The sequence below is a fragment of the Janthinobacterium sp. FW305-129 genome, assembly GCF_020858115.1.
Taxonomy (GTDB): Bacteria; Pseudomonadota; Gammaproteobacteria; order Burkholderiales; family Burkholderiaceae_D; genus Janthinobacterium.
Genome location: NZ_JACYMM010000003.1, coordinates 411,370 through 436,788, shown reverse-complemented (window position 1 = coordinate 436,788; position 25,419 = coordinate 411,370). Strand labels below are relative to the sequence as shown.

Genomic DNA, 25,419 nt, shown 5'->3' with positions numbered 1-25,419 from the left:
CATGCCGCTCGCCGCTCCCCGTTCTACGGCTGCGCATTCCACGGCCGCTCATTACACGGCTGATTTCCTGCGCCTGAAGGGCCTGGCCGAGAAGGGCAATGCGAATGCCCAGCACAGTCTCGGCTTCATGCATTTCAATGGCCAGGGTATCGAGCAAAGCTATGCGCTGGCGCTGCACTGGTATGGCCTGGCCGCCGCGCAGGGGCTCGAACACGCGCAGTACAACCTAGGCGTGATGTGCCAGAAGGGGCAGGGCGTGGCGCAGGATTTTGCGCAGGCCGCGCACTGGTATCAGAAGGCGGCCGAACAGGGTTACGCGGCGGCGCAGTACAACCTGGGTTGGCTGTATGCCAAGGGCCAGGGTCTTGCGCAAGATAGTGCGCAAGCCATGCTGTGGTTCAGCCGCGCGGCGGAACAGGGCGACGCGGGTGCGCAAAATAATCTGGGCATGATGTATGACAATGGCAAGGGCGTGCCGCAGGATTTCGTGCAAGCCATCAATTGGTACCGCAAGGCGGCGGAACAGGGCTATGCGCGCGCGCAGTTCAACCTGGGCTTGCGCTACGACAATGGCCAAGGCGTGCGGCAGGATCGCCAGCAGGCGACCGCCTGGATGCGCAAGGCGGCCGAGCAGGGCTATGCGCCGGCCCAGTTCAACCTGGCGCTGCGCTATGAAAATGGCGACGTGCTGCCGCAGGACAGCCGGCAGGCGATCGCCTGGTACCGGCGCGCGGCCGAGCAGGGCCACGCCAGTTCGCAGTTCAACCTGGGCCTGATCTACGACAATGGCCAGGGCGTGCCCTGCGATAAACAGGCGGCGCTTGCGTGGTATGTGAAGGCGGCTGGCCAGGGGCACGCGGCGGCCCAGCACAATCTGGGCCTGCACCATGAGCATGGCGCGCAGGACTATACCCGGGCGCAGGTGTTTTACCGCCAGGCGGCAGGGCAGGGCTTCCCCGCCGCGCAGTATCAGCTGGGACTGTTGTACGAGCATGGGCAGGGCATGCCTGCCGATGCGCAGGAAGCCATCTTCTGGTACCGCAAGGCGGCCGACCAGGGGCATGTGCGGGCCCAGTTCGACCTGGGCCTGCGCTACGAACATGGCCAGGGCGTGCCGCAGGATCTGTCGCTGGCGCTGGAGTGGTACCGCCGCGCCGCCGAGCAGGATTACGCACCGGCGCAATACATGCAGGGAGTGTTGCATGACCGCGACGATGGCCCGGCGCCCGATAGCCAGCAGGCTTGCGCCTGCTATTGCCGCGCCGCCGCGCAGGGCCACAGCCTGGCGCAGTTCGCGCTGGGCCTGCGGCATGACAATGGCCAGGATGTGCCGCAGGATTATGCCGCCGCCTGGGACTGGTATGCGCTGGCTGCGCGCCAGGGCCATGCGCGGGCACAAATGAATCTGGGCTTGATGGCGGCCAGCGGCCAGGGTGGCCCGCTCGATTTGCAGCAGGCGTATATCTGGCTGTCGATGGCGCTGGCGGCCGGCGTGGCCGGTGCGGAAAAATCCTTGCGCCAGACGGCGGCGCGCATGCGCGAGACGGATCTGGCGCGGGTGCGCGAACAGTTGGCGGCGATAGCAGACTAAGCTATGCCGCCGGCATTAACGTGCGCGAATACAACAGCAAGTGCTGTATAGTCCCCTTCCTCCGCCATCTGCGGCCCCCCTTGTTTCCCCTCAGACGCCAAAAAATGCTGCAGTATTCGCGGTTTTGATGTGCTAAGGTGCCAGAAGAAGGTGGTCTGACTATTCTTTAGAAAAGGAAAAACCATGCGCCTGAACCCTTTCCCTGGCCGTCCCGCCGCCATCCTGTGCGCGCTGGCGCTGCTGTCGTCCGGCGCAGGCGCCGCCAATCCCCTGGATGCTCTCAGCAACCAGGATGCCAGCAATGGCTTGAAGGCGGCGCTGGAAGCCGGTTCGGCCGCCGCCGTTGCCAAGTTGGGCATCGAAAATGGTTTCCTGAACAACGACAAGGTCAAAATCAAGCTGCCCGGCATCCTGGAGCAAGCCAAACCCTTGCTGAAAATGACGGGCCGTGGCCAGCAGCTGGATGATCTGGTGGTGTCGATGAACCGTGCCGCCGAGTCGGCTGTGCCCATGGCCAAGCCCTTGTTGCTCGACGCGGTCAAATCGATGAGCGTGACCGATGCAAAGAATATCCTGTCCGGTGGCGACACGTCGGTGACGGACTTTTTCCGCCAGAAGACCTCTGCCCCCCTGGCCGTCAAATTCTTGCCCATCGTAAAATCCGTGACCGACCGTTCCGGCCTGGCCAGCAAATACAACAGCACCATGAGCCAGATCGGCAAGACGGGACTCGTGCCGCAGCAGCAGTCGACGGTGGAAGGCTACGTCACGGACCGTGCGCTCGTTGGCCTGTACCTGATGATCGGCGAGGAAGAAAAAGCCATCCGTAGTAATCCGTTGGCCTACGGCAGCAAGATTATCGGCAAAGTGTTTGGCAGTTTGAAGTGATTGTTCCGGCGTGCCACCGTGCCGCAGGCGGTGTTTGCGCCGCGTAGATAGGTGTGGCGCAAGGGAAACAAGTTAAGCATTTGCTACAAGAAAACAATGTTAAAATTCTGCGACATACATTCCTGAGGCATGATTAAGCAACGATTTGATGCACGGGTGTGCCCAGTTTTAGTGGCGAACTGATGCGTGGCATTGCAACATGCCCGTCGGTTGGCCTTTTTTCGTTTCATTCACGTTTCCCCAAGCTCATTGATTTTCTGAATACATTCTCAGGAATTCCAGGTGCAGGATATTTTAGGTAGCCGGATTTGTTAAGCGTACTCAGAAAATCAATCAAATATACCTGGTGTGGCTGTCTGGTGCTTGGCGCGCCGTCGGCGATGGCCGCGACTCCGAATCATGGTGGTCAATCCGGGTATATCAACATGCCCAGTGCCGTGGTGGAAACGGACGGCACCTTCAGCGTCGGCTACAGCTACGACAGCCCGTATGGCCAGTTATGGGCCACGGCGAATATTCTGCCTTTCCTGCAAATGACGGGGCGCTATGTGTCGATCACGGGCATTCCCGGTTTTACCAATGTGCCCGGAGAATATGGCAGTGGCTATGGCCGCTACAAGGATAAGGTCGTCGACGGTAAATTGCGCCTGTGGACGGAAACGGAGTGGATGCCGTCTGTCGCCGTCGGCATGACGGACTTGTTCGGTACCGAGTTGTTCAAGGGCCAATATGTGGTTGCCACCAAGACTTTTGGCGCCAGCAAGAATATCGAAGCGAGCCTGGGCTATGCCCATAAACGCCCGGACGGCGTGTTTGCCGGCGCGCGCTGGACCCCAACGGCATTGCCGCGCTGGTCGGTGGTGGCCGAATACGATACCACCAATTACTTGCGCGACTTCCGCGCCAGCGAAACGGATGCGGGCAAGCGCCGCAAAGGCGCGTCCGTGGGCCTGGAGTACCGCTGGGGCTGGCTTGCCGTGCAAGCGGCACGCAGCCGCGACCAGTTCAGCCTGAATGCCTTTATCAGCATTCCGTTTGGCGAGCGCGAGTTTGTCCCCAAGGTGTATGAGCCAGCGTATTTCGTGGACGACAAGAATCCGCCACCGCTGCCGAGCAAGGAAGAATGGCACCGCGACCCCGTGTATGGCGCCGACCTGGTTAATGCCCTGGTAAAGCAGGACTACAAGAATATCCGTGTCGAGCAAGAGGGCAATGTTCTCAGCCTGAGCCTGACGAACAGCCGTATTTCGAACATGGGCCGCGCCGTTGGCCGTGCCGCGCGCACTGCTGTCGCCTTCACGCCGAAGGGCGTGACGACCCTGCGCATCACGTATACCAAGCTGGACCAGCCAGTCGCCACTTACGAATTCTTTGATTTGCCCAAACTGAATGACTATTTGGCAGGCAAGATCGACCGCAAGGCCTTCCTCGACGTCGTGCTGCTGCGCTATCCGGAGAAAAGCGATGTCATCCGGGACGACCAGCAAGGCTGGCTGCAGGAATTCCTCGACAAGCCGGCGCCTGTCGTGGCCGCTGCACCGGCACCTGCCATGGCACCTGCTGGCGTTGTGCCGACTGCGCCTGCCGTGTCCGCGCCGGTTGCCAGCAAGGCTGCCGATGTCATCAAGGACGACGGCAAGCTGGCCGTCGGCGTTGGCGTCGATGGCGACGTGGTGCAAATCAAATCGCTGGACCGGGAGGCGAACCGCTTCAAGGTCGCTCCCAAGGTAGGCTTCTTCTTCAACGACCCGAGCGGCGCCTTCCGCTATTCGATTTCGGCCGTGGCCAATTACGACCGCCGCCTGGGCGACGGCCTGTACCTGAATAGCGCCGCCAGCCTGCAGTTGCTGGAAACGGTATCGGGCGTCAAGCAGCCATCGAACAGTAACTTGCCGCACGTGCGTACCGATATCGCGGAATACTTGCGCGGCGGACGTTTCTCGCTGAGCCGCGTCTTGCTGAATAAATACAACAATCCCGCCGAGCGCGTATATACCCGCATGTCGGCCGGCCTGTATGAAGACATGTTCCGTGGTGTGGGCGGCCAGGTGCTGTACCTGCCGAAGGATAGCCGCTGGGCGGCCGACGTGGCCGTCGATGCCTTGCAGCAGCGTGGTTACAAAGGCTTGCTCGATTCGCGCGACTACAAGACGGTAACGGCGATCGGCTCGCTGCACTATCGCTTGCCGCACGACATTACCGTCACGGCACGCGCTGGCCGCTTCCTTGCCAAAGATACGGGCGTGCGCATGGAATTCAAGCGCCGCTTCCAGTCCGGTATCGAAGTCGGCGCCTGGTACACGCATACCAACGGCAACGATATCACCAGCCCCGGTACGCCATCGAAGCCATACCAGGACCGTGGCATCTTCATGTCCGTACCGCTGAACAGCATGTTGCCGATGGACACGCAATCGACGGCCGGTTTCGCCATCGCCCCATGGACACGCGACGTGGGACAGATGGTGGCTTCGCCGGGCGACCTGTACGACATGTTCGAGCGTCCGCGCGCCGACATGCACAGTTACGATGGCCTGGGTAACTTTGCCGAGCGCCCGGACGAACAGCACCTGCCTGCCGTCAATCCGCCGGACCGGCCTTTTGTCAGCCCATGGCCCGCCATGCGCGCGCGCCTGGAGCAATCCGCATCTGCTACGCCGAGCGCCCCTGAATGGCTCAAGGCGACGGCGGTGGTCGGCGGCGTGGTGGTGGCCTCCGCGCTGGCCGACAAACCGGTCGACCGTTTCGTGAAGAAACATGAAGATTCCAAGGTCTACCGCAACTGGGACAAGCTGGGCAAGGCCATGCCGTATGCGGCAGTGGGCGCCGCCGCCGCCGCTTTCGCCCTGGGCGATGAGCGCATGCAAAATACGGGACTCATTTCCCTGCAATCGGTTGCTGCGGCAACGGGCGTGGCGGTGGCTGGCAAATATGCGTTTGGCCGCGCCCGTCCGGAGGAAGACCGCGGAGCGTGGAGCCGCGTCGGCAGCGGTACGTCCCGCTCGAACTCCGCGTTCCCTTCCGCGCATGCCGCCATCGGCTTTGCCGCCGTGACGCCGTTTGCCAAGGAATACGATGCGCCATGGCTGTACAGCGTGGCCGCCGTCGGTTCCGCCGGCCGCGTATTTGGCCGCAAGCACTGGGTGTCCGATACGGTCGCCGGTGGCATCGTCGGTTACGCCATGGGTAGCTGGCTGTGGCACGCGCAGCGCGACCAGAGCAAATCGGGGTTGTCGATCAATCCCGGACCGAAAGAAATCAGCGTGACCTGGCAGGGCAAGTATTAAGCGCGCATGGCGCTCCCTTTACTCATACAACATCATTTATCCAGACAAAGACCAGCATGAAAAAGCAACTTCGTACTCCCCCGCCTTTCGTGAAACACGTGATTTTCTCGGCTTGCCTGCTGGGAATGAGTTCCGCTTTTGCACAGGATACTGATGCAATTGATATGCACAAAATGCAATCGATGGAAACCAGCAATGGCCTGCCGGCCATTCGCAGCGCCCGTAGCGAGCAGCGGCAGGTGCAGAATCCGCCCGCCAGCCGTCCGGCCAAACGCGCCGTTGCTGAAGTCGGTGCATTTGAGCTCTATGCGGAAGGCGTTACTGGACAAAAATTGAACATGTTCGGCAAGGACTTGTTCAGCGATGTACCATCTACCTTCGCGCCCTTCGATGGCGCGCAAGTGAACCAGGACTATGTCATCGGCACGGGTGACGAGTTGCAGGTACGCGGCTGGGGCATGGTCGATATCGACGTCAGCGCCACGGTCGACCGCAGCGGTGCAATCTTCATTCCCCGCGTCGGCTCCATCAAGGTCAGCGGCGTGCAGTACAAGGACTTGCAGGGCTATCTGAAGAAAGCCATTGGCAAGATCTACACCAATTTCGACCTGACGGCGAGTATCGCGCAAACGCGTGCCGTGCAAGTGTACGTGGTTGGCCATGCGGTGCGCCCTGGCACCTATACCTTGAATTCCATGAGCACCCTGCTCAACGCCCTGTTTACCTCGGGTGGGCCGGACGCCACCGGCAGCATGCGCAACATCCAATTGAAGCGTGGCGCACAAACCGTCAGCACCTTCGACTTGTACGACATGCTGGCCAAAGGCGACAAGAGCCGCGATGTGAGCCTGCGCGACGGCGATGTCATCTATATTCCGGAAGTCGGTCCCCTCGTGGCCTTGACGGGGAATGTAAAACAGCCCGCTATTTTTGAATTGAAAGGCAATGCCAGCCTGGCCGATGTATTGAGCTGGGCCGGCGGCTTTGATTCGGCAGCGGAAACCAAGCAGGTTATCGTTGAAAAGAACGTCGACAATCAATACAAGACGGTGGTGGAATTGATCGCCGACAAAGCTGTCACCAGCGGCCAGTTGGCGAATATCCAGGTAAAACCAACCGACGTGCTGCGTGTGTTTGCACCGGGCGCGGTGCCGGTGCAAGCGCAAATCCAGAATGAATACGTGCGCGTGGCCGGCGAAGCCAAACAGAGCGGCATCTTTCTCCTGAAGAAAGGCGAGACCTTACGCGAGTTGGTCGCTCGTGTAGGGGGGGCGAATGAAAACGGCTATTTGTATGCGACACAGCTGAACCGGGAATCAGTACGCCGCGCCCAGCAAGCCAAGTTGAATGAAGTGGCTGACCGTTTCGAGCGCGACCTGGAATCGAATGCTACCCAGCGTATGGCCGCCTCTGGCGACAAGGAAAATGCGGCAAAAACCGCTGCCGAGGTGGAGCAGCAGCGCCGCATCGTGCAGAAATTGCGCACCATCAAGGCCGAAGGCCGTATTGTGCTCGATTTGCCTGGCGTCGAAACGCAAATCAAGAACTTGCCCGACTTGCCCTTGCAGGATGGCGATACCATTCTGATCCCGCGCCGCCCGGGTACGGTGGATGTGCTGGGCTCGGTATTCCAGCAAAACGCTTTTGTTTACCGCCCACAGCGCACGGTGAACGATTATGTCCAGCAAGCCGGTGGTCTGACCACCACCGCGGATAAATCCGAGATGTATGTGATACGCGCGGACGGTACGGCCAAGAGTGGGCAAAGTACGGGCTGGTTTAGCGGTATTGGCGGCACGGCTTTGAATCCAGGTGATGCCGTGGTGGTGCCTGAGAAAATTGAACGCAGTACGTTCATGCAGAGTTTGAAGGAATGGACATCGATCTTTTATCAGTTTGGCCTGGGAGCGGCTGGCTTGAAAGTGTTGAAAGATTAAGCTGAAGAGCTGTTGATTATTGCGTTCCCCTTGTAGTGAAGGTAATGGCTAATATGACAGTTGCTTGCCCATTGCCTTCGCTTGACGGGCTATAACTGATCTCAGCGCATATTCATATTGTCAGATAATTGGTGTTAATTCAGTCTTCATTATTTAGTGAAAAAAATGAATCAAAAAAATCGTATTCATAGTCACGCGATTATCGAGCCAGGTGCTTCAATCGGTGATGAAACAAATGTATGGGCGTTTGCTCATATATTGCCAGGTGCAAAAATTGGCAACCAATGCAATATCTGCGATAATGTTTTTATCGAAAATGATGTCTTGGTTGGCGACCGCGTGACGATTAAATGTGGCGTCCAGCTGTGGGACGGTATCACGCTCGGTGATGACGTGTTTGTGGGGCCGAATGCAACATTCGCGAACGATAAATTTCCAAGAAGTAAACAATATCCAGAAGAGTTCAGCCGCACCATCATACGTAACGGCGCCTCCATCGGTGCCGGCGCAGTGATACTGCCTGGTGTTATTATTGCCGAGAACGCCATGGTGGGGGCCGGTGCCGTGGTAACCCGCAACGTTCCACCCCATGCCATCGTGGTGGGCAACCCCGCCCGCGTCATTGGGTATACCAACTCGACAGACATGGCACCGAAAACAGTGGCTGCCAGTCTCCCAACCGTGTCAGCCTTTACGAAAGACGGCGCGCTATGTCGTGTCGCTGGTGTGCGCCTGTATAAATTCCCTCTGATTAAAGATATTCGCGGCTCTCTGTCGGTCGGCGAGTTTCAGAAACAGATTCCATTCGATACCGAGCGCTATTTCCTGGTGTTTGATGTGCCCAGCAAAGAGTTGCGTGGTGAACACGCTCATCATGCCTGCCATCAATTTTTAATCTGCGTACATGGATCGTGTTCCGTTGTCGCCGATGATGGAAAAGTACGTCAGGAGTTCGTGCTCGATTCACCTGATCTAGGTATTTATCTGCCACCGAAAACCTGGGGTGTGCAATACAAGTACTCTGCAGATGCAGTACTGCTGGTATTTGCTTCACATTCTTACGATGCGAATGACTACATTCGTGATTACTCTGAATTTCTCAGTATCGTATCAGAATGATCTGAATAGAATGATGTATGCCTGACCTGGGTAATTGGTACGGAAATGGGAAAATAAATGATTGAGAAAACGTTAGTGAATGAGTCCGGTCAGTTGCCACGTGGCGGGGCTGCTATGAAAGCCGATACGAATGTAAATCTGCTGGATTTGCTGATTATTATTGTAAAAAATAAAAAGAAAATCTTGTTTTTTACCATAATTGTTATGGTGATAACTGCAGGTGTTACGCTATTGATACCGAATAAATTTACGGCGCGTGCCCAGGTATTGCCACCGCAATCCCAGTCGAGCGCCAATGCTTTGCTAGGGCAGCTTGGTAGTCTAGGGAGCCTGACTGGCGGTTCGCTGAAAAACCCGAACGATACCTATCTGGGTATTTTGAATAGCCGCACGATGGCCGACAGCCTGATTGAGCGGTTTAAACTGCAGCAAGTGTATGGAGTCAAGTTTGCTAGTGATGCCCGCCTGTACCTGCAAAGCGCAAGCAAAATCATGAGCAGCAAGGAAAACCTGATCTCCATCGAGTTTACCCATACTGATCCCAAGCTGGCCGCTGCGGTGACGAATGCATATATCGAAGAAATGCAAAAAATGACGTCGACACTGGCCATCACCGAGGCATCCAGGCGTCGTTTGTTCTTTGAGAAACAGCTGGAGAAGACCAAAGCTGACCTGGTTCAAGCAGAGACCGCATTACGCGCGATGCAAGAAAAAACCGGTGTGATCAAACTCAATGAGCAGGCAGAAGGTGCGATCAAGGCTGCAGCCACGATCAAAGCCATGATCGCTGCGAAGGAAATTGAAATCGGTACCTTGCGTACTTTTGTTACCGATAAAAGTGCTGAATTTATTCGCGCGCAGCAGGAACTTGCCGGGTTGCGTACGCAATTGAGCAAGATCGAAAGCGGGGTCAATGCTGGTCAGGGCGACAGCTCGCTGGCAGTGCGAGCGGTGCCGGAACTGGGCCAGGAATATACAAGAATTGTACGCGAGGTAAAGTATCAGGAGGCCCTGTTCGAAATGTTTGCCAAGCAGTTTGAATTTGCAAAAGTGGATGAAGCCAAGGAGGGCTCATTGATTCAAGTCCTGGACGCTGCGATTGTTCCTGAAAAAAAATCCAAGCCATCGCGCGCCGTGCTGGTGTTGATGGCGGGCGTCGCTGCCGCCATATTGGCTACCCTGTGGGCATTTCTGAACGAAGTTCGCTTGTACATGAAAGCTGATCCGGCTAACGCTGCACGCTATCAGTCGCTGAGAGAGTACGCGAAGTGGCGATAGTTCTTGCCGAGCTTGCCTAGCTGCATACCTGCATGATGGTTATTTTAAAAAATATAGAAATTCAATCGCCTTAACCCCGGTGCTGGTTGCGATACAGACAGGACAATTATGATTCCATTTTTAGATCTCAAATCCATTCAATTACAACAGGCCGAAGAGCTTAAGGCCGCTTTTTCCCGTGTTCTGGAATCCGGTTGGTATATCCTGGGTGAAGAAGTAAAGCAGTTTGAAAAGGAATATGCGGCTTATTGCGAGGCCGCGGAGTGCGTCGGCGTGGCGAACGGCCTGGATGCGCTGATCCTTGCATTAAGGGCGCTGGATGTCGGCCCTGGTGATGAAGTGCTGGTGCCATCGAATACCTATATTGCGACCTGGCTCGCTGTTAGTCATGTCGGTGCAACGCCAGTCCCCGTTGAGCCGGTGACCGGAACAGCCAATATGGATCCTCAACTGCTGAAGGCGGCGCTGACAGAGCGTACCAAGGCCATCATGCCAGTGCATCTATATGGACAGCCTGCGGAAATGGGGCCGATCATCAGCTTTGCTCGAGCCCACAATCTGAAAGTGATCGAAGATGGCGCGCAATCGCATGGTGCACGATATGCTGGCAAGCGCCTGGGTTCACATGGTGACGCCGTGACCTGGAGTTTCTATCCAGGAAAAAACCTCGGTGCATTGGGCGATGGAGGTGCGGTCACCACCAATAGCAAAGAACTGGCGGAACGCATCCGCGTGCTGCGCAATTATGGCTCCAAGGTCAAGTACCACAATGAAATGATTGGCTACAACTCGCGCCTTGATGAACTGCAGGCCGCTCTGTTGCGTGTCAAGTTGCCTGTTCTCGATGCCGGCAATGCCCACCGCGCTGCGATCGCCGCCCGCTATATGGCTGGCTTGCGTGAACTGCCGGGCCTGACGCTGCCAGAAGTGGCCAATAACTGTACTTCGGTATGGCATTTGTTCGTCGTGCGCCACGCGCAGCGCGACAAATTGGCCCAGCACCTGTCGGCCCACGGTATCGGTACCGTGATTCACTATCCGATTGCACCGCATCTGCAGCCTGCTTATGCCCACCTCGGCTACACGGCTGGCGCCTTCCCGATTGCGGAAGCGATGCATGCCGAAGTACTGAGTTTGCCGCTGGGCCCGACCATGTCGTTTGACGAGGTCGACCAGGTGGTGGAAGCCATTCGTAACTTCGTATTGCACCAGGCTGCTGAATGAGCTTGGTAAAAACCAGCCTGTTGAATGGTATTGCCGTGTGCGTGCGCATGGGGACTGGTTTGGTCTTGAATAAGATTTTTGCTATTTATTTGGGACCTGGAGGTTTTGCCGCAATTGGGCAACTCCAAAATTTTATCGCCATGGTGACGGCGTTTGCTGCAGGCGCCATTAATACAGGGGTGACCAAGTACGCCGCAGAGTACCATGACGCGCCGGAGAAGAAACTACGCTTGTTTCGTACGGCCGGGACACTGACCCTGATAGGGAGCATCCTGGGCGGCATCTTGTTAGTGATTTTTAACAAGCAGCTCAGTCAATGGCTGTTTGGTGGAAAAGATTACACGGAAGCCATGCTTTGGCTCGCCTTGTGTTTGTTGTTGATCAGCTTGAATGGTCTGTTACTGGCAGTGCTGGCCGGACAAAAAGAGGTGCGCAGGTATGTGGTGGCCAATATCGCCAGCTCGCTGGTTGGCCTGCTGGTGTCCGGTGGACTGGCCTGGTACATGGGCCTGCGTGGTGCCCTGATAGCATTAAGTTTGGGGCAGGCATTATCCCTGGTGACGACTCTGTTGGCCTGCGGAAAGTTGTCCTGGTTGCGTCCGTCAGTGTTTTTCGGGCGCATGGATGGCGAAACGGTCAGGCTGCTGAGCAAGTTTATCGTGATGGCCGTTGTGACAGCAGCTGTAACGCCGCTGGCGCAGATGCTGATCAGATCTCATTTGATCAACAGTTTCGATGTCGCCCATGCCGGATACTGGGATGCTACCAATAAGATCAGCGTGATCTATCTGGCCCTGGTCACCACTACCCTGTCGCTCTATTACCTGCCGCGTATTTCAGAAGTCAAGGACGATAATGTTCTTCGCAAAGAAATCGGCGATGCATTCAAGCTGATTGTGCCGGTCGTCTCCGTGATCGCGCTGACAATTTATTTGTTGCGCGACATCCTGATCAGGATTTTATTCTCGCCGGATTTTCAGGAAGTATCTACATTGATGGGCTGGCAACTGGTTGGCGATGTGATCAAGACTGCCAGCTGGCTGCTGGGCTATGTTCTTGTCGGCAAAGCCATGATGAAAATGGTGGTGGCGACAGAAATCATCTTTGCCGCCACGCTGTATTTCTTGACACTATTTTCGACGCATGAATACGGTTTCAAGGGAGCGGCTATCGCCTATGCCATCAACTATGTTTTTCATTTCATTACCATGTATTGCATCGTTATTGAATGGCGCCTGAAGAGGAAGTCGGCATGAAAGGCAAGAAAACCCTATATTTTCGTTTAAAACGGCGCCTGTACCATGAATTGATCGCCTTGATTCAGTGGCCGCGCATCAAGTTTTACCGCGTGATCAGCACTGCAGTGGTTATCGATCATGGCGCCACGATTTTGCAGCCAGTTCTGTTTTCAGGAAAAGGCACGATTACGCTGGGCAAGTGCACATTGGGTTCGTTTCCCTCGCCGCTGTTCTTCTCCGGTTACATGCATATCGAGGCAAGAGAAGATGGCTCGCACGTAGTGATCGACGACGGTGTGTACATCAATAATTCAGCATGCATCATCGCCGAGCGCAGTTTGATTCATATCGGGCAAGACACCTTGCTGGGCCCTGAGGTCTGTATTTTTGATTCCGATTTTCATGGTTTGAAGCCGGAAACCCGGCACACCGGCCAGCATACCGCCAAACCGGTAGTCATCGGACAGAATGTTTTTCTTGGTGCAAGAGTGACGGTGCTTAAAGGTGTACAGATTGGGCGCAACAGCATCGTCGGCGCTTCGACGTTGATCAACAAGAATATTCCGGAGATGACGATTGCGACCGGCTGTACCTCGTATTCTGAAAGAAGATTGGAAAAGTAATAATATGCATGACGTAGCGGGAAAAGAGATAATCCAAGACATGGAAACGTGTCCCCTGGTGTCCATTATTGTCTTGACTTTCAATAGTGAAGCAACCCTGCTGGAGACATTGAATAGCTTGTTAAAACAAGAGTATTCACCAATAGAGATTATTATCTGCGATGATGGATCGAAAGATCATACCGTCGAGGTGGCGACACAATGGATAGCTGAAAATGAACAGCATTTTCAGCGCGTGGTCATACTGGCCGCGGCAGCGAATCAGGGAATATGCAGCAATGTCCACAAGGGCTATGCTGAAGCAAAAGGAGTATGGATCAAGCCGATCGCTGGCGATGATTTTATTTTCCCCGGTGCAATTGCCCGCTATGTCGAGTTCGCGCAGAAAACTAATTGCGCCGTGGTCGTCTCGGCGGTCCTGCCGTTTGTTGATTCATCGAAGATAGATGTCTCCAAGGATAAGGTCATCCCTGGGCAGCAAGACATCGAGATCATTGCAGGCTCTTCAAGCGGGCTGCAGCAAGCCTTGTATGTGAGAAACCTGATCCCTGCCCCCGGGATATTGCTCAGACGCGCCGATTATAACGAGGTAGGTGGCATTGATCGGCGATTTTTTCACCTCGATGACTGGCCATTGTGGCTCAATTTGCTCGCCAAAAACAAGAACTTTGCTTATCTTGCCGAGCCCCTGGTGGCATACCGGATCAGCGAGAGCACAATCTCTGCTGCAAGAAATGCAACCGGCATGAACCAGCAGTTTTTGGAAGATCACGTTACTTTATATAAAAATTATCAGATCGCCAATCTGAACGGGCTGCAACGCTGGGATAGAATGCTGGAAATTTTTCGTTTCAAATTGGCCAAAGGCGCATTAAGGCCGTACCCCAGAATATACCAGATGACCGGCTTGCTGCGATTGAGCAGTCCATTGTATGTCGCGTTGAAACTCGGCATTTCAAAAAATTCGCGTGAAAAACTGGATTCCCAGTTTGTCGCACGATAATGTAATTCGAGCCAGGCGACTTCCCGGATTGACGATATAAAAATGAAGCCCATATTCCTGTTTTTTGCCCTGATCCTGCACGACCTGTCCACGTATCTGCGTGCTGCCGGCCGTCGCGCTCATTTACGCGCGCAAGGCGTACGGATTTCAAGAAGTACGATACTCGCTGTCGATCCCGGTTGCGTTTTCCGGATGGGGGCAGGTACATCGGTTGGTACAGGAACGTTGTTAATCGTTGCGAAGGACAGCATCACTGGTTCCCCAGCGGCCGTGTTGAAGGTCGGAAAAAACACGGCAATCAATGAGTATTGCAATATTCGTGCATCGGGCTGTCACATCGAGATCGGTGATAACTGCCTGTTCGGCCAGTTTGCTACCGTTATCGGCAGCAACCATGGCATTACGTCCTCATCGCTGATCCGTGAACAGGCATGGGATACCGAAAAATGTGGCGTGAGCATCGGTGATGATGTTTGGATCGGCTCGCATGCTGTGATACTGCCAGGTATCAACATCCACCAGGGGGCTATTATTGCTGCTGGCGCCGTCGTGGTTTCAGATGTGCCGGCCTATGAAATATGGGGCGGCATTCCGGCGAAAAAAATCAGCGTGCGGCCGCTAACCACAAGAAAGTTGCCTTCAGAAAATATGCTAGATAGCAAAAATAAATGAAAATATTATTTATCAACACCCTCTATTCCCCGCATATTGGAGGAGGTGCAGAAGTTATTTTGAAGTCGCTGGTCGAAGGAGTTGCAGAGCGCGGTCATGAGGTCTGTGTCCTGACTACCTGTGCCGATGAGGGCATCCATACCGAGATAGTGGACGGCATCAAGGTAATACGGGTCGGTATCAAGAATATTTACTGGAATTACAAGGCTGATAAAAAGCCGACCCTGCATCGCCTGTTCTGGCATCTGCGCGATATCTATAACGCAGGCATGGCGGCAATGGTCGACAAGATCATGCGCGAATTCCAGCCAGATGTCGTCAATACGCACAATGTAGTCGGTTTTTCAGCGGCAATCTGGCCTGTCATCAGGAAGCACGGCGTACCGATTATTCAGGTATTGCATGATCAATACGCGCTGTGTCCCAATTCAAACATGTTCAAGGCCGGCCAGCCTTGCGAGACACAATGTACTAAGTGCAAGATTTTCAGAATACCTCACAAGACGCTGTCGAACAATGTCGATTGCATCGTCGGCGTCAGCGATTTTGTACTAAAGCATCATTTACGCAATGGCCTGTTTACGCAAGCCAAGATCAAGACCGCCATCATCAATGCAAAGTCGTTCAAGTCCGTCTCCTTGCCTAAGCCCTTTGCTGGTCGGAAGAATGTTCGCTTTGGTTATATCGGCGGGCTGGTGCCGGCGAAAGGCGTGGAACTTTTATTGCGGACGTTTTCGCATCTGGCCGGGTTGACCGACATCAGCCTGGTGATTGCCGGATCGGGGCCATCGGACTATGTTCGCGAACTGGAACAATACAAAACTGACAATCTCCGCTTTTTGGGCTACAGCTCGCCGGAAGTTTTTTTCAGTAATATCGATGTGCTGGTAGTGCCATCGCTGTGGAATGACACGCTGCCGACCGTGGTATTCGAGTCGCTGGTCAATGGCGTACCTGTTATTGGCAGCTCGCGCGGCGGTATCCCTGAAATGATTGAGGATGGCAAGAATGGCTTCCTGTTTGACCCCGACCGGCCGGAGGAACTGGCTGGTTTGATCAGGAAGATTTCGGCCCAGCCGGCGTTACTCGATGCAATGCAACTGGCGGCATTGCAGTCTGCGCCACGATTTATGGATGTAAAAGCATGGATTGATCAATATATCAACCTGTTTTTCGAAATGCAAAGCAAGAATGATTGATTTTCATGAATTCACTGAAATTTGATGAGTCCGTAAAAAAATATTGAATGGCATAATAAAATGGTCAAGCGTTTTTTAGATTTGCAATATCCAGGCGTGTTTATCCTGGTATTGATGTGCCAATTAACCGATGTTGGTTTTTACGGCATCAAGGCCGGCGAAATGATCGTCCTGCTGGCATTTCCTTTTGTTTTGCTGAATCTTGGCGCCATAAAAAACTCGAAAATCATGGTATTCATCTACCTGTTCATTTTCCTGTTTGTCTGCACATTGATAAAAAATCCAATAGTGGATTTTTACCCTCCGGCAGCAGTAGATAATTTCTTCAAAGAATCCTATGTGATTTCCTTGATTCGCTTTATTGAGCTGTTGCTATGCGCCGTTGCTTTTGTCTATGTTTATATTCTGTGCAGCAAGCTGAAGAATGCGCATGATATTTTGAATGTTTTTTTGAGGCAAAATGCCGCATTCGGCTTGTTTTTCATTGCCGCGCTGGCACTGGCTTATGCAGGTGCTGATCTTGGCCTCACTTATGGAAAAAGCCATCGTCTGAAAGGTTTTTTTGTGGAAGGTGGGCCGCTTGGTGTTTTCTATGCCTCGTTGCTATGCCTGGATCTGGTCGCGAATCGCAAAGTCACCATCTCGTCGATTATTTTTCTCATCGTCATCCTGGCTGCGCAATCCAAGGCAGCAATTTTTCTGCTGGTGATATATTTCTTTATCTATGCTTTATTCAGCGAGCAAAGCATGAAGAAAAAGTTGGTTCCGATCCTGTTTTCATTACTGATCGCCGCGGTCGGCTATGTATTTTACGGTGATCTGGTCATGGGATATATCATGGATTCAATGAATATCCAGCAATCTCTGATCGGACGGGAAGACGATCCAAATATCGTGATGGGACGTATCAGCGGTGCTTTTATTGGCTATAATATCATTCTTGATAATCCAATTTTTGGCGTCGGACTGGGAAATTATTCATTAGTGCGAAATAATCCGGATTATCTGGGGTTGTTTCCGGTAGTCGATCAGTGGGATCTTACAGGGTTGGGCATGTATACAATTCAGGTGGAAAATGGCCTGCTCGGAATTTTGGCATTTGCCTTCTCCTTCAGGTATTTTTACAAAAAACTGATTTACTCTATTCCCAAGTCGATTTCTATTATTCCGATAATTTGCATATTTTTTGGAACTCAATTTTATTTCCTTTATATCTGGGTTATTCTTGGTTTTGCCATGGGAATTTCAAGATTTGGTGCCGAAGAAAAAGATACGGCGATTGGCTGATTTGTGTTCTTCAATGGGTTTGATAATAAAGGTAAGATATCTTGAGATTTTTTTATGATGCACGCTGGATTGGCGAACATGGTATCGGGCGTGTGGCGCGGGTATTGGACGAGGCATTGCAACTACCCCACCTCGATATCAAAGGCTCGCCTTCGTCCCCACTGGACACACTGTTTTTATGGTTCGCTTCGCTGAAGAACATCCCCGTCGGTGAAGGTTTGTTCACTCCTGGCTATAACGCGCCATTATTCATATCGCGTCCGTTCGTATTCACGATTCATGATCTGAACCATATCGACCGTCCAGAAAATTCCAGCTTCCTGAAAACGGTATATTATTCGCTGATCATGCGGCGTGCCTGCCGCAAGGCTGCCGCCGTACTGACCGTTTCCGAATTTTCTCGGCAACGCATCATTGATTGGGCCGGCATTGCGCCGTCCAAGGTCATCAATATCGATAATGGCGTCGATCCTGCTTACAATGTTCATGCCCTGGCGTATCAGCCGGGCTTTCGTTATTTGTTGAGTGTCAGTAATCGCAAACCGCACAAGAACGAACCACGTATCGTCAAGGCTTTTGCGGCTGCCGCCATCGATGTGGATGTTCGCCTGTTATTTACAGGCAAGCCGACCGACGAGTTGTTGCAACTGGCCCGCTCGCTGGGTGTCGAGTCACGCTTGGTATTTGTGGGCAGGGTGGCGGAAGAGGATCTGCCAGGGTTGTATCGTGGTGCAATGGGCCTTGTGTTTCCTTCTCTGTACGAAGGATTCGGCTTGCCTGTTATTGAGGCAATGTCGTGTGGCACACCGGTGCTGACTGCCAATACGACATCGCTGCCTGAAGTTGCTGGCGATGCTGCCTTGCTGGTCAATCCGGATTCCATCGAAGAGATTGGGAAAGGTATCGAGGCACTTTGCAACGATCAAACCTTGCGTAAGGAACTGAGCGCAAAGGGACTGCTGCAAGCCGCCAGGTTTTCCTGGCCGGCGACCGTCGAAAAAGTCAGGTGGGCCTTGGCGAGTGTCTCTAGGTAGAAATATCGATGAGTGCCAGCCATGGTGCGTCGGTGTTTCTTGCGTATGCCTCCGAACTGGCTGGAGAAGTACGGTATTCAAATTTTCCCTGATGGGATGTGGTATTGCAGGTAGGATGTTTTTATGTTGGCGTATGATCGCCGGTACCATCCTGCCTGACCTTGTTGAAAGATGAAATAAAATGAAGGTGGCTCTGGTTCATTATTGGTTGTTAACCATGCGTGGTGGCGAGCGCGTCTTGCAGGCGCTGGCCGAAATGTATCCGGACGCCGATATTTATGCGCATGTAATTGATCGGGAAATGGCACAGAAAGAATTCCCTGGTCACAAATTATATGAGACGTTCATTTCTCGTCTGCCGTTTGCCAAGCGTCTGTATCAGAATTATCTGCCATTGATGCCGATGGCTTTGGAACAGATCGATTTCAGTGGCTATGATTTGGTTATATCGAGCGAAAGTGGCCCGGCCAAAGGCATCGTGGTGCCGCCAGGCGTGGTACATATCTGCTATTGCCACTCTCCCATGCGTTATGCATGGGATATGTACCACGAGTATCGAAGAAATGCGGGCTTGTTAAAACGCTTGTTGATGCCGATATTGATGCACCGTATCCGCATGTGGGATGCGCTCAGTTCGATGCGAGTGGATAATTTTATTGCGAATTCAGGTTTTGTTGCAGAGCGTATTCGTAAGTACTATCGTCGTGAAACCGAGGTCATTCATCCACCGGTTTCCAGTGATGATTTTTATATCGCTTCCCAAGTATCGGACTACTATCTGCTTCTGGGGCAACTGGTGCCGTATAAGCGCGCTGATTTGGCGGTTGAGGCATTCAATCAGAGCGGCAGGAAATTGATTATCGTTGGCGAAGGCGAAGAATTGAATCGACTGAAGAAACTGGCGGGTTCAAATGTGACCTTCCTTGGCCGTCAATCATTTGCCAATATCAAAAAGCTGTATGCGGAGTGTCAAGCCTTGATTTTTCCAGGCGTGGAAGACTTTGGTATCGTACCCCTGGAAGCGATGGCATCTGGCCGTCCGGTGATTGCGCTGGGCAAAGGCGGTGCGATGGAAACGGTAGTAGCTGGAAAAACCGGCGTGTTCTTTTTTGAAAGTACCGTTGCGTCCCTGAATGATGCTGTTCAATATTATGAACAACACCGCGCGCAATTTGATTCTCAGACGATACGTGCGCATGCAGAAACATTTTCTGTGAAGATCTTTAAGGAAAATATGCGTGTCTTCATTGAAAAAGCACAAAAAAAGCATCGATTTCAGGAGTAATTGTGTAAGTTGAATCGTATTTCCCGCCTCCTTGACGCATCAGGATGATCTATGCTGGCAGCGATGTGTTCAGGAAAATGCGAGGTGATCTCTCGCGAGACGACCATCCAGCCTGCCGTGAATGTGCTTCAATGGCAAGCATGCTGGCCAGAGACATCAGTTTGCTAATGGGTAAGCGATCCATCAACCTCAACCTTTCCCGCTGATCTGACTGGCGGCATGATGATGGTGTTGCGGTCGACGCATTACGAGCCTGTTCAGGTTGCTTAGGTGGAGCGCTACCATTTATCTACCTATTAATTGCAATGAAAGGACAACCGCATATACGGAACCTGATTTGGTGCGAGTTGACCGCTATTGACGGCTGAAGGAGGTTGGTGATCACCCGAGAGAGTGGAAATGTCAGATGAAAACAGTCTTTTGTAATGGACATTTTCACGACCTGAGAGCTAATGTCTATTCTTAGAATTACATGGCCGGAACAGTCATACAGGCGATAGTCTGCCCCATTTCGCCAATGACTTAAGTACACCCTGAAACATCACTTTGTCGGGCACTTCTCCTTCTTGGCCTTTGATTCTTCATGAGGTCGATTTCTCAAATCGTGGCTATTTGAAATCGCTTTAAATTGTAGCCCGTTTCAGTCCTGGCATAGCTTCAAGGCTTCCTGCCATTGGGGCAAGCCGCAAAAAGTATCCATCAGGCGTTGTGAGGACAGCACAGAATTGGTGGGACGTTTCGCCGGCATCGGATAGTTTTTGGCCTCTATCGCATTTAAACGTGGTTTCCTATGCACGGATGCATGGGCCATGATCGCTTCGGTAAAACCAAACCAGCTGGTCCATCCTTGCGCCGTCAAATGATACAGACCGGAGTGTGCCTGCCACCATGCTTGCTGGTCGCTTGCCGTTAGGCTTTGCGCCACGATATGGGCGGTGGTATCGGCGATGGTACGACTCCACGTCGGTGCGCCGAACTGATCGGAAACGATACTCAGTTCTTCGCGTTCCTGTGCCAGGCGCAGCATGGTCAACAGAAAGTTCTTGCCATGGGTGCTATAGACCCAGCTGGTGCGCAAGATCAGGTGCGGGATGCCGGTGGCCTGGATCGCCTGTTCGCCGGCCAACTTGCTGCTGCCGTAGACATTGATCGGGCAGGTCTGATCGTTTTCGACGTAGGGACCATCTTTCGAGCCATCAAACACGTAGTCGGTGCTGTAATGGATCATCGCGGCGCCCAGCTTTTTTGCTTCTTCCGCCATCACGCCAGGCGCTTCGCCGTTGATGCGTAGTGCCAGTTCAGGTTCGCTCTCGGCCTTGTCCACGGCGGTGTACGCGGCTGGATTGACGATCAGCGTTGGTTTGACTCGGCGGATCACGTCGCGTACCTGGTCCAGGTCGGCCAGGTCCATCTGGCTGCGGTCCAGCGCGATGATTTCTCCCAGACCTTGCAGACTGCGTTCCAGTTCGTAGCCGATCTGGCCGGTTTTTCCTGTAATTAAGATACGGCTCATATTTGTTTCCATGAACGGGGAAGCGGCAGTGTTGCAGTGCTCAGGTGAAAACGTCGGCATTGGCCAGCAATGTGCCGACTTTGTCTTTGTCCGACAGTAGCGGTGCGCCGTCCAGCGGCCAGTCGATGCCGATCGCAGGGTCATTCCACAGGATGCTGCGCTCGAATTCCGGCGCCCAGTAGTCTGTGGTCTTGTACAGGGACTCTGCGCCGTCGCTGGTGACCATGAAGCCGTGGGCGAAACCTTCGGGTATCCATAGCTGGCGTTTGTTGGCGGCCGACAGCACGACGCCGGCCCACTTTCCGAAAGTTGGTGAACTTTTGCGCAGGTCAACGACGACGTCGAACACTGCACCGGCGGTGACGCGTACCAACTTGCCTTGTGGTTGCTGGATCTGATAATGCAGGCCGCGCAAGACGCCCTTGGCTGACTTGGAGTGGTTGTCCTGCACGAAGTCGCGCGTGACGCCAGTCAGTTCGGTAAAGCGCTTCTGGTTAAAACTCTCATAGAAAAAGCCGCGGTCGTCACCGAACACCGTCGGTTCGAGTATCAGCACGTCAGGAATTGCTGTGGTCTGGATGTGCATGGTATTTCGGCATCACTTGAACTAGGTAGATAGTACGGCACACCTCAGAATATCTGGTCGTTGAGCAGCTGCAACAGATACTGACCATAGGCGTTCTTCTTCAACGGCAGGGCCAGTTGCTCCAGCTTGGCGGCATCGATATAACCTTTGCGATAGGCGATTTCCTCCGGACAGGCCACTTTCAAACCCTGGCGGTTTTCGATGGTGGCGATGAACTGGCCCGCTTCCAGCAAGGATTCATGCGTGCCGGTATCGAGCCAGGCCATGCCGCGCCCCATTATTTGAACATTCAACTGTCCGCTCTCCAGGTAAGTGCGGTTGACATCCGTGATTTCCAGCTCGCCCCGTGGTGACGGAGCGATGCCGGCGGCAATATCGCACACCTGGCTGTCGTAGAAATACAGGCCGGTAACGGCGAAGTTCGATTTTGGCTTGAGCGGTTTTTCTTCGATGCTGACCGCGCGCCGTTGGGCGTCGAATTCAACCACGCCATAGCGTTCCGGATCGGTGACATGATAGGCGAATACGGTGGCGCCGCTTGTGCGTGCCGATGCTTGCCGCAATTGCGATTCGAAGTCGTTGCCGTAAAAAATGTTGTCGCCCAAAATCAGCGCCGATGGTGCATCGCCGACAAACTCTTTGCCAATAATGAACGCCTGCGCCAAACCATCCGGGCTGGGCTGTACGGCATAGCTCAGGCTGATGCCCCACTGGCTGCCGTCGCCCAGCAACTCCTGGAAACGCGGTGTATCTTGTGGTGTGGAAATGATCAGGATGTCGCGTATGCCGGCCAGCATCAAGGTGGTCAGCGGATAGTAAATCATCGGCTTGTCATACACGGGCAGCAGCTGCTTCGATACGGCCATGGTGACGGGATACAGGCGCGTGCCCGAACCACCGGCCAGGATGATGCCTTTGCGTTCAATGGCGGTACCCATTATTGCTGCTCCTGGGCTGTATCGCGTGCCGCATAGTTTTTTTCTACCCATTTCAGGTAGTCTCCCGACTGCACGTCGCGTACCCAGGCCTGGTTGTCCAGGTACCACTGCACCGTCTTGCGTATGCCGGTGGCGAAGGTTTCGGCCGGCTTCCAGCCCAGTTCGCGCTCGATCTTGCGTGCATCGATGGCATAGCGGCGGTCATGGCCAGGGCGGTCCTGCACATAGGTGATTTGTTCGCGGTAGCTGCCGGCAGCTTTCGGATCGAGCGTGTCGAGGATATCGCACAGGGTGTGCACGACTTCCAGGTTGGCCATTTCATTCCAGCCGCCCACGTTGTAGACCTCGCCCAGACGTCCCGCCTCGAGCACGCGGCGGATTGCCGAGCAATGGTCACCCACGTACAGCCAGTCGCGCACCTGCATGCCATCGCCATAGATAGGCAAGGCTTTGCCGGCACGGGCATTGCTGATGATGAGCGGAATCAGTTTTTCCGGGAAATGGAACGAGCCATAGTTGTTCGAGCAGTTTGTGGTGAGCACCGGCATGCCGTAAGTATGGAAGTAGGCGCGCACCAAGTGGTCAGACGCCGCTTTCGATGCCGAGTACGGGCTGTTTGGCGCATACGGCGTCGTTTCCGTGAATGGCGGGTCATTCGGTCCCAGGGTGCCATAGACTTCGTCGGTCGAGACGTGCAGGAAGCGGAAGCCGTCCCTGGCTTCGCCCGTCAGGCCGGACCAGTAGGCGCGTGCCGCTTCGAGCAGGCTGAAGGTGCCGTTGACGTTGGTCGAAATGAATTCGCCGGGGCTATGGATCGAGCGATCGACATGGCTTTCCGCGGCAAAATGCACGATGGCGCGTGGCTGGTATTCTGCCAGCAGGCGGGAGATATGGGCGGTATCGCAAATGTCGCCGCGTACAAAGATATGCCGCAGGTCTTGCTCCAGGCTGGCCAGGTTGCTGAGATTGCCAGCGTAGGTCAGTTTGTCAAAATTGATTACGGGCTCATCGCTGAGCGCCAGCCAGTCGCGTACAAAATTGGAACCGATGAAGCCGGCGCCGCCAGTCACTAAAATCATGCTGTTATCCTTGTTTACTTGAACATCTTCACGATGCTTCGCTCTTCCTGTTGTTTTGATAACAATGGGAGAAAAAATTTCCGAAATGAAATTATTGAAATTCTATTTGATCATGTTTTTAATACGCGCCATCTTTCTTGAAAATGACCTTTACCGTTTTCAGCAGGATGACAATGTCATTGAATAAAGACCAGTTCTTGACATACCAGGCATCCAGATAAACGCGCGTATCATAGCTGACGTCGTTCCTGCCGCTGACTTGCCATAGGCCCGTGACCCCGGGTTTGGCTTCAAGATAATAGTCGATCTGGTTGCCATAGCGTTCCAGTTCGGCATCGACAACGGGGCGCGGACCGACCAGGCTCATTTCGCCTTTCAGCACGTTCCATAGCTGCGGCAGTTCATCGAGGCTGGTCCGGCGCAGGAAGTGGCCGATCGATGTGATGCGAGGGTCGTTCTTCAGTTTGAAATCACGGTCCCATTCGGCACGGGCTTCAGGATCACGCTCCAGTAGCTCCTTGAGCAAGACGTCGGCATTCACGGCCATGGTGCGGAACTTGTAGCAGAGAAAATGCTTGCCATTCTGCCCCACGCGTTTGTGGCCGTAAAAGATGGGACGGCCCGATGCCAAGACCTTGGCCGCAATCCACAGCAGGATGGGCGCGCCGACGATCAGCACGCAAATCGAGGCCGCCAGATCAAAGCAGCGCTTAATCAGTTGCAAACCTGGTCGCGCCAGGTTGTTGCGCATGGTCAGCAGCAAGACTTCATGTGTAAAGAAATGGTTGACCTCCATACCGTACAGGGGCAGGCCGCGTACGGCTGGTACTACTTGCATATTGGCAACGCAACGGCTGACCTGCTGGATCATGCTTTGATAGGCATCGATGCCGCCTTGCTCCAGGGCGACAACCGTATGCGGGTCGCCCAGCAGCTTGAGTGTTTGTTCCGGGTTCTCACCCAGTTGAATGCAGGGCACAGCTTGCTTGCTGCGATTGACATAATGATGCTCCAGACGGTCTTGGCCTTCCGGGATCAGGAACGCAATCAGGCGATAGCCCATCAATGCTTCCTCATCGAAGGCGCGTGCTGTTTGCAAGGCATTGTCACCCCATCCGATGATGACCATGGGGCGTATCCAGCCGCCCGCTTTCATCAGCAGGTATTTGACCAGGCCGCGCAGCAGCAACACACAGCATGGCACCAGCAGCCAGGTAGCCAAGAGTGCCTCGCGCGAGGAGTCGCGCTTGTCGAGAAAGACCAGGGCCGCGTCGATCAAGCCCATGACCATGGCGATCTTCAGCAGCTCCTTGATTTCATTCGAGTACGGACGGCGTTTGGCATGATGGCCCTTCAGCTTGAAGATCGCCACAGTGACCAGGCATAGCAGGCTGTAGCTGAGCAGGCGTGAGCTATCCAGGCCGAAGCTGTTCAAGTCGCTGGTATCGAGGTTCCATTTTCCAGCGAGCCAGAATGCCATGAACATGGCAAGTGCATCGGCAAAGGTGAGGAAATATTTTTCTGCCCTGTTGCTGCAATACCATTTCACTTCTTGTACAAAGATGCCTTCGATTGGTTTCATGATGACTTGCTAAACCTTATAAACTTCTGTGTGAACTCTTGCGGTGCCGCATGCAT

Annotated in this window: 20 protein-coding genes; 15 read left to right on the top strand and 5 right to left on the bottom strand. The window is 53.9% G+C overall.

Translation table 11 applies throughout. The annotated features are described in order from the left end of the window. Position 1 precedes the first annotated feature (1 nt). The 15 genes from IGS61_RS08330 (at position 2) to IGS61_RS08260 (ending at position 19,665) form a co-directional block, all read left to right on the top strand. The gene (locus tag IGS61_RS08330) at positions 2 to 1,591 is read left to right on the top strand and encodes an SEL1-like repeat protein (RefSeq protein WP_230539151.1); all 1,590 of its coding nucleotides are present in this window, start codon (positions 2 to 4) and stop codon (positions 1,589 to 1,591) included. Positions 1,592 to 1,774: 183 nt separating this feature from the next. Then, positions 1,775 to 2,479, top strand: coding sequence for a DUF4197 domain-containing protein (locus IGS61_RS08325; RefSeq protein WP_230539150.1), 705 nt, complete (start codon positions 1,775 to 1,777; stop codon positions 2,477 to 2,479). Between the two features lie 425 nt (positions 2,480 to 2,904). Next, the gene (locus IGS61_RS08320; protein WP_230539149.1) at positions 2,905 to 5,766 is read left to right on the top strand and encodes a YjbH domain-containing protein; all 2,862 of its coding nucleotides are present in this window, start codon (positions 2,905 to 2,907) and stop codon (positions 5,764 to 5,766) included. A 56-nt stretch (positions 5,767 to 5,822) separates the two neighbouring features. Further along, a complete protein-coding gene (locus IGS61_RS08315; protein WP_230539148.1) occupies positions 5,823 to 7,703 on the top strand; it encodes an SLBB domain-containing protein in 1,881 nt (626 codons plus the stop codon). A 165-nt stretch (positions 7,704 to 7,868) separates the two neighbouring features. After that, the gene (locus IGS61_RS08310) at positions 7,869 to 8,822 is read left to right on the top strand and encodes a WxcM-like domain-containing protein (RefSeq protein ID WP_230539147.1); all 954 of its coding nucleotides are present in this window, start codon (positions 7,869 to 7,871) and stop codon (positions 8,820 to 8,822) included. 57 nt (positions 8,823 to 8,879) lie between these two features. Further along, positions 8,880 to 10,100: a GumC family protein gene (locus IGS61_RS08305; protein ID WP_230539146.1), complete on the top strand. Its 1,221-nt coding sequence runs from the start codon at positions 8,880 to 8,882 to the stop codon at positions 10,098 to 10,100. Positions 10,101 to 10,208: 108 nt separating this feature from the next. Continuing rightward, positions 10,209 to 11,324, top strand: a complete 1,116-nt coding sequence (locus IGS61_RS08300; protein WP_230539145.1) for a DegT/DnrJ/EryC1/StrS family aminotransferase — start codon at positions 10,209 to 10,211, stop codon at positions 11,322 to 11,324. Continuing rightward, the gene (locus IGS61_RS08295; protein WP_230539144.1) at positions 11,321 to 12,580 is read left to right on the top strand and encodes an O-antigen translocase; all 1,260 of its coding nucleotides are present in this window, start codon (positions 11,321 to 11,323) and stop codon (positions 12,578 to 12,580) included. Before IGS61_RS08300 ends, IGS61_RS08295 begins: the two co-directional genes overlap by 4 nt. After that, positions 12,577 to 13,185 carry an acyltransferase gene (locus IGS61_RS08290; protein WP_230539143.1) on the top strand — a complete coding sequence of 203 codons (609 nt, stop codon included), beginning with the start codon at positions 12,577 to 12,579 and terminating at the stop codon, positions 13,183 to 13,185. The genes IGS61_RS08295 and IGS61_RS08290 overlap by 4 nt, the downstream gene beginning before the upstream one ends. A gap of 4 nt (positions 13,186 to 13,189) precedes the next feature. Beyond that, on the top strand, positions 13,190 to 14,188 hold the full coding sequence (locus IGS61_RS08285; RefSeq protein WP_230539142.1) for a glycosyltransferase family 2 protein: 999 nt from the start codon (positions 13,190 to 13,192) through the stop codon (positions 14,186 to 14,188). A gap of 42 nt (positions 14,189 to 14,230) precedes the next feature. Then, positions 14,231 to 14,860, top strand: a complete 630-nt coding sequence (locus IGS61_RS27935; protein WP_329958045.1) for an acyltransferase — start codon at positions 14,231 to 14,233, stop codon at positions 14,858 to 14,860. After that, complete coding sequence (locus tag IGS61_RS08275) at positions 14,857 to 16,059, top strand: glycosyltransferase family 4 protein (RefSeq protein ID WP_230539141.1); 1,203 nt, start codon at positions 14,857 to 14,859, stop codon at positions 16,057 to 16,059. The genes IGS61_RS27935 and IGS61_RS08275 overlap by 4 nt, the downstream gene beginning before the upstream one ends. Before the next feature lie 60 nt (positions 16,060 to 16,119). Continuing rightward, positions 16,120 to 17,346 carry an O-antigen ligase family protein gene (locus tag IGS61_RS08270; RefSeq protein WP_230539140.1) on the top strand — a complete coding sequence of 409 codons (1,227 nt, stop codon included), beginning with the start codon at positions 16,120 to 16,122 and terminating at the stop codon, positions 17,344 to 17,346. A 41-nt stretch (positions 17,347 to 17,387) separates the two neighbouring features. Continuing rightward, positions 17,388 to 18,380, top strand: coding sequence for a glycosyltransferase family 4 protein (locus IGS61_RS08265; protein WP_230539139.1), 993 nt, complete (start codon positions 17,388 to 17,390; stop codon positions 18,378 to 18,380). A gap of 181 nt (positions 18,381 to 18,561) precedes the next feature. After that, complete coding sequence (locus IGS61_RS08260; protein ID WP_230539138.1) at positions 18,562 to 19,665, top strand: glycosyltransferase; 1,104 nt, start codon at positions 18,562 to 18,564, stop codon at positions 19,663 to 19,665. Positions 19,666 to 20,305: 640 nt separating this feature from the next. Here the strand turns inward: IGS61_RS08260 and rfbD are convergent. The 5 genes from rfbD to wbaP form a co-directional block, all read right to left on the bottom strand. Then, positions 20,306 to 21,178, bottom strand: a complete 873-nt coding sequence (gene rfbD / locus IGS61_RS08255; RefSeq protein WP_230539137.1) for a dTDP-4-dehydrorhamnose reductase — start codon at positions 21,176 to 21,178, stop codon at positions 20,306 to 20,308. Between the two features lie 40 nt (positions 21,179 to 21,218). Beyond that, positions 21,219 to 21,764 carry a dTDP-4-dehydrorhamnose 3,5-epimerase gene (rfbC, locus tag IGS61_RS08250; protein ID WP_230539136.1) on the bottom strand — a complete coding sequence of 182 codons (546 nt, stop codon included), beginning with the start codon at positions 21,762 to 21,764 and terminating at the stop codon, positions 21,219 to 21,221. Positions 21,765 to 21,808: 44 nt separating this feature from the next. Beyond that, positions 21,809 to 22,702, bottom strand: coding sequence for a glucose-1-phosphate thymidylyltransferase RfbA (rfbA, locus tag IGS61_RS08245; RefSeq protein WP_230539135.1), 894 nt, complete (start codon positions 22,700 to 22,702; stop codon positions 21,809 to 21,811). Beyond that, positions 22,702 to 23,781, bottom strand: coding sequence for a dTDP-glucose 4,6-dehydratase (rfbB, locus tag IGS61_RS08240; protein ID WP_230539134.1), 1,080 nt, complete (start codon positions 23,779 to 23,781; stop codon positions 22,702 to 22,704). Before rfbB ends, rfbA begins: the two co-directional genes overlap by 1 nt. A 118-nt stretch (positions 23,782 to 23,899) precedes the next feature. After that, positions 23,900 to 25,363 (bottom strand): undecaprenyl-phosphate galactose phosphotransferase WbaP, encoded by a 1,464-nt coding sequence (gene wbaP, locus IGS61_RS08235; RefSeq protein ID WP_230539133.1) that lies wholly within the window; start codon positions 25,361 to 25,363, stop codon positions 23,900 to 23,902. Between the last annotated feature and the right edge of the window lie 56 nt (positions 25,364 to 25,419).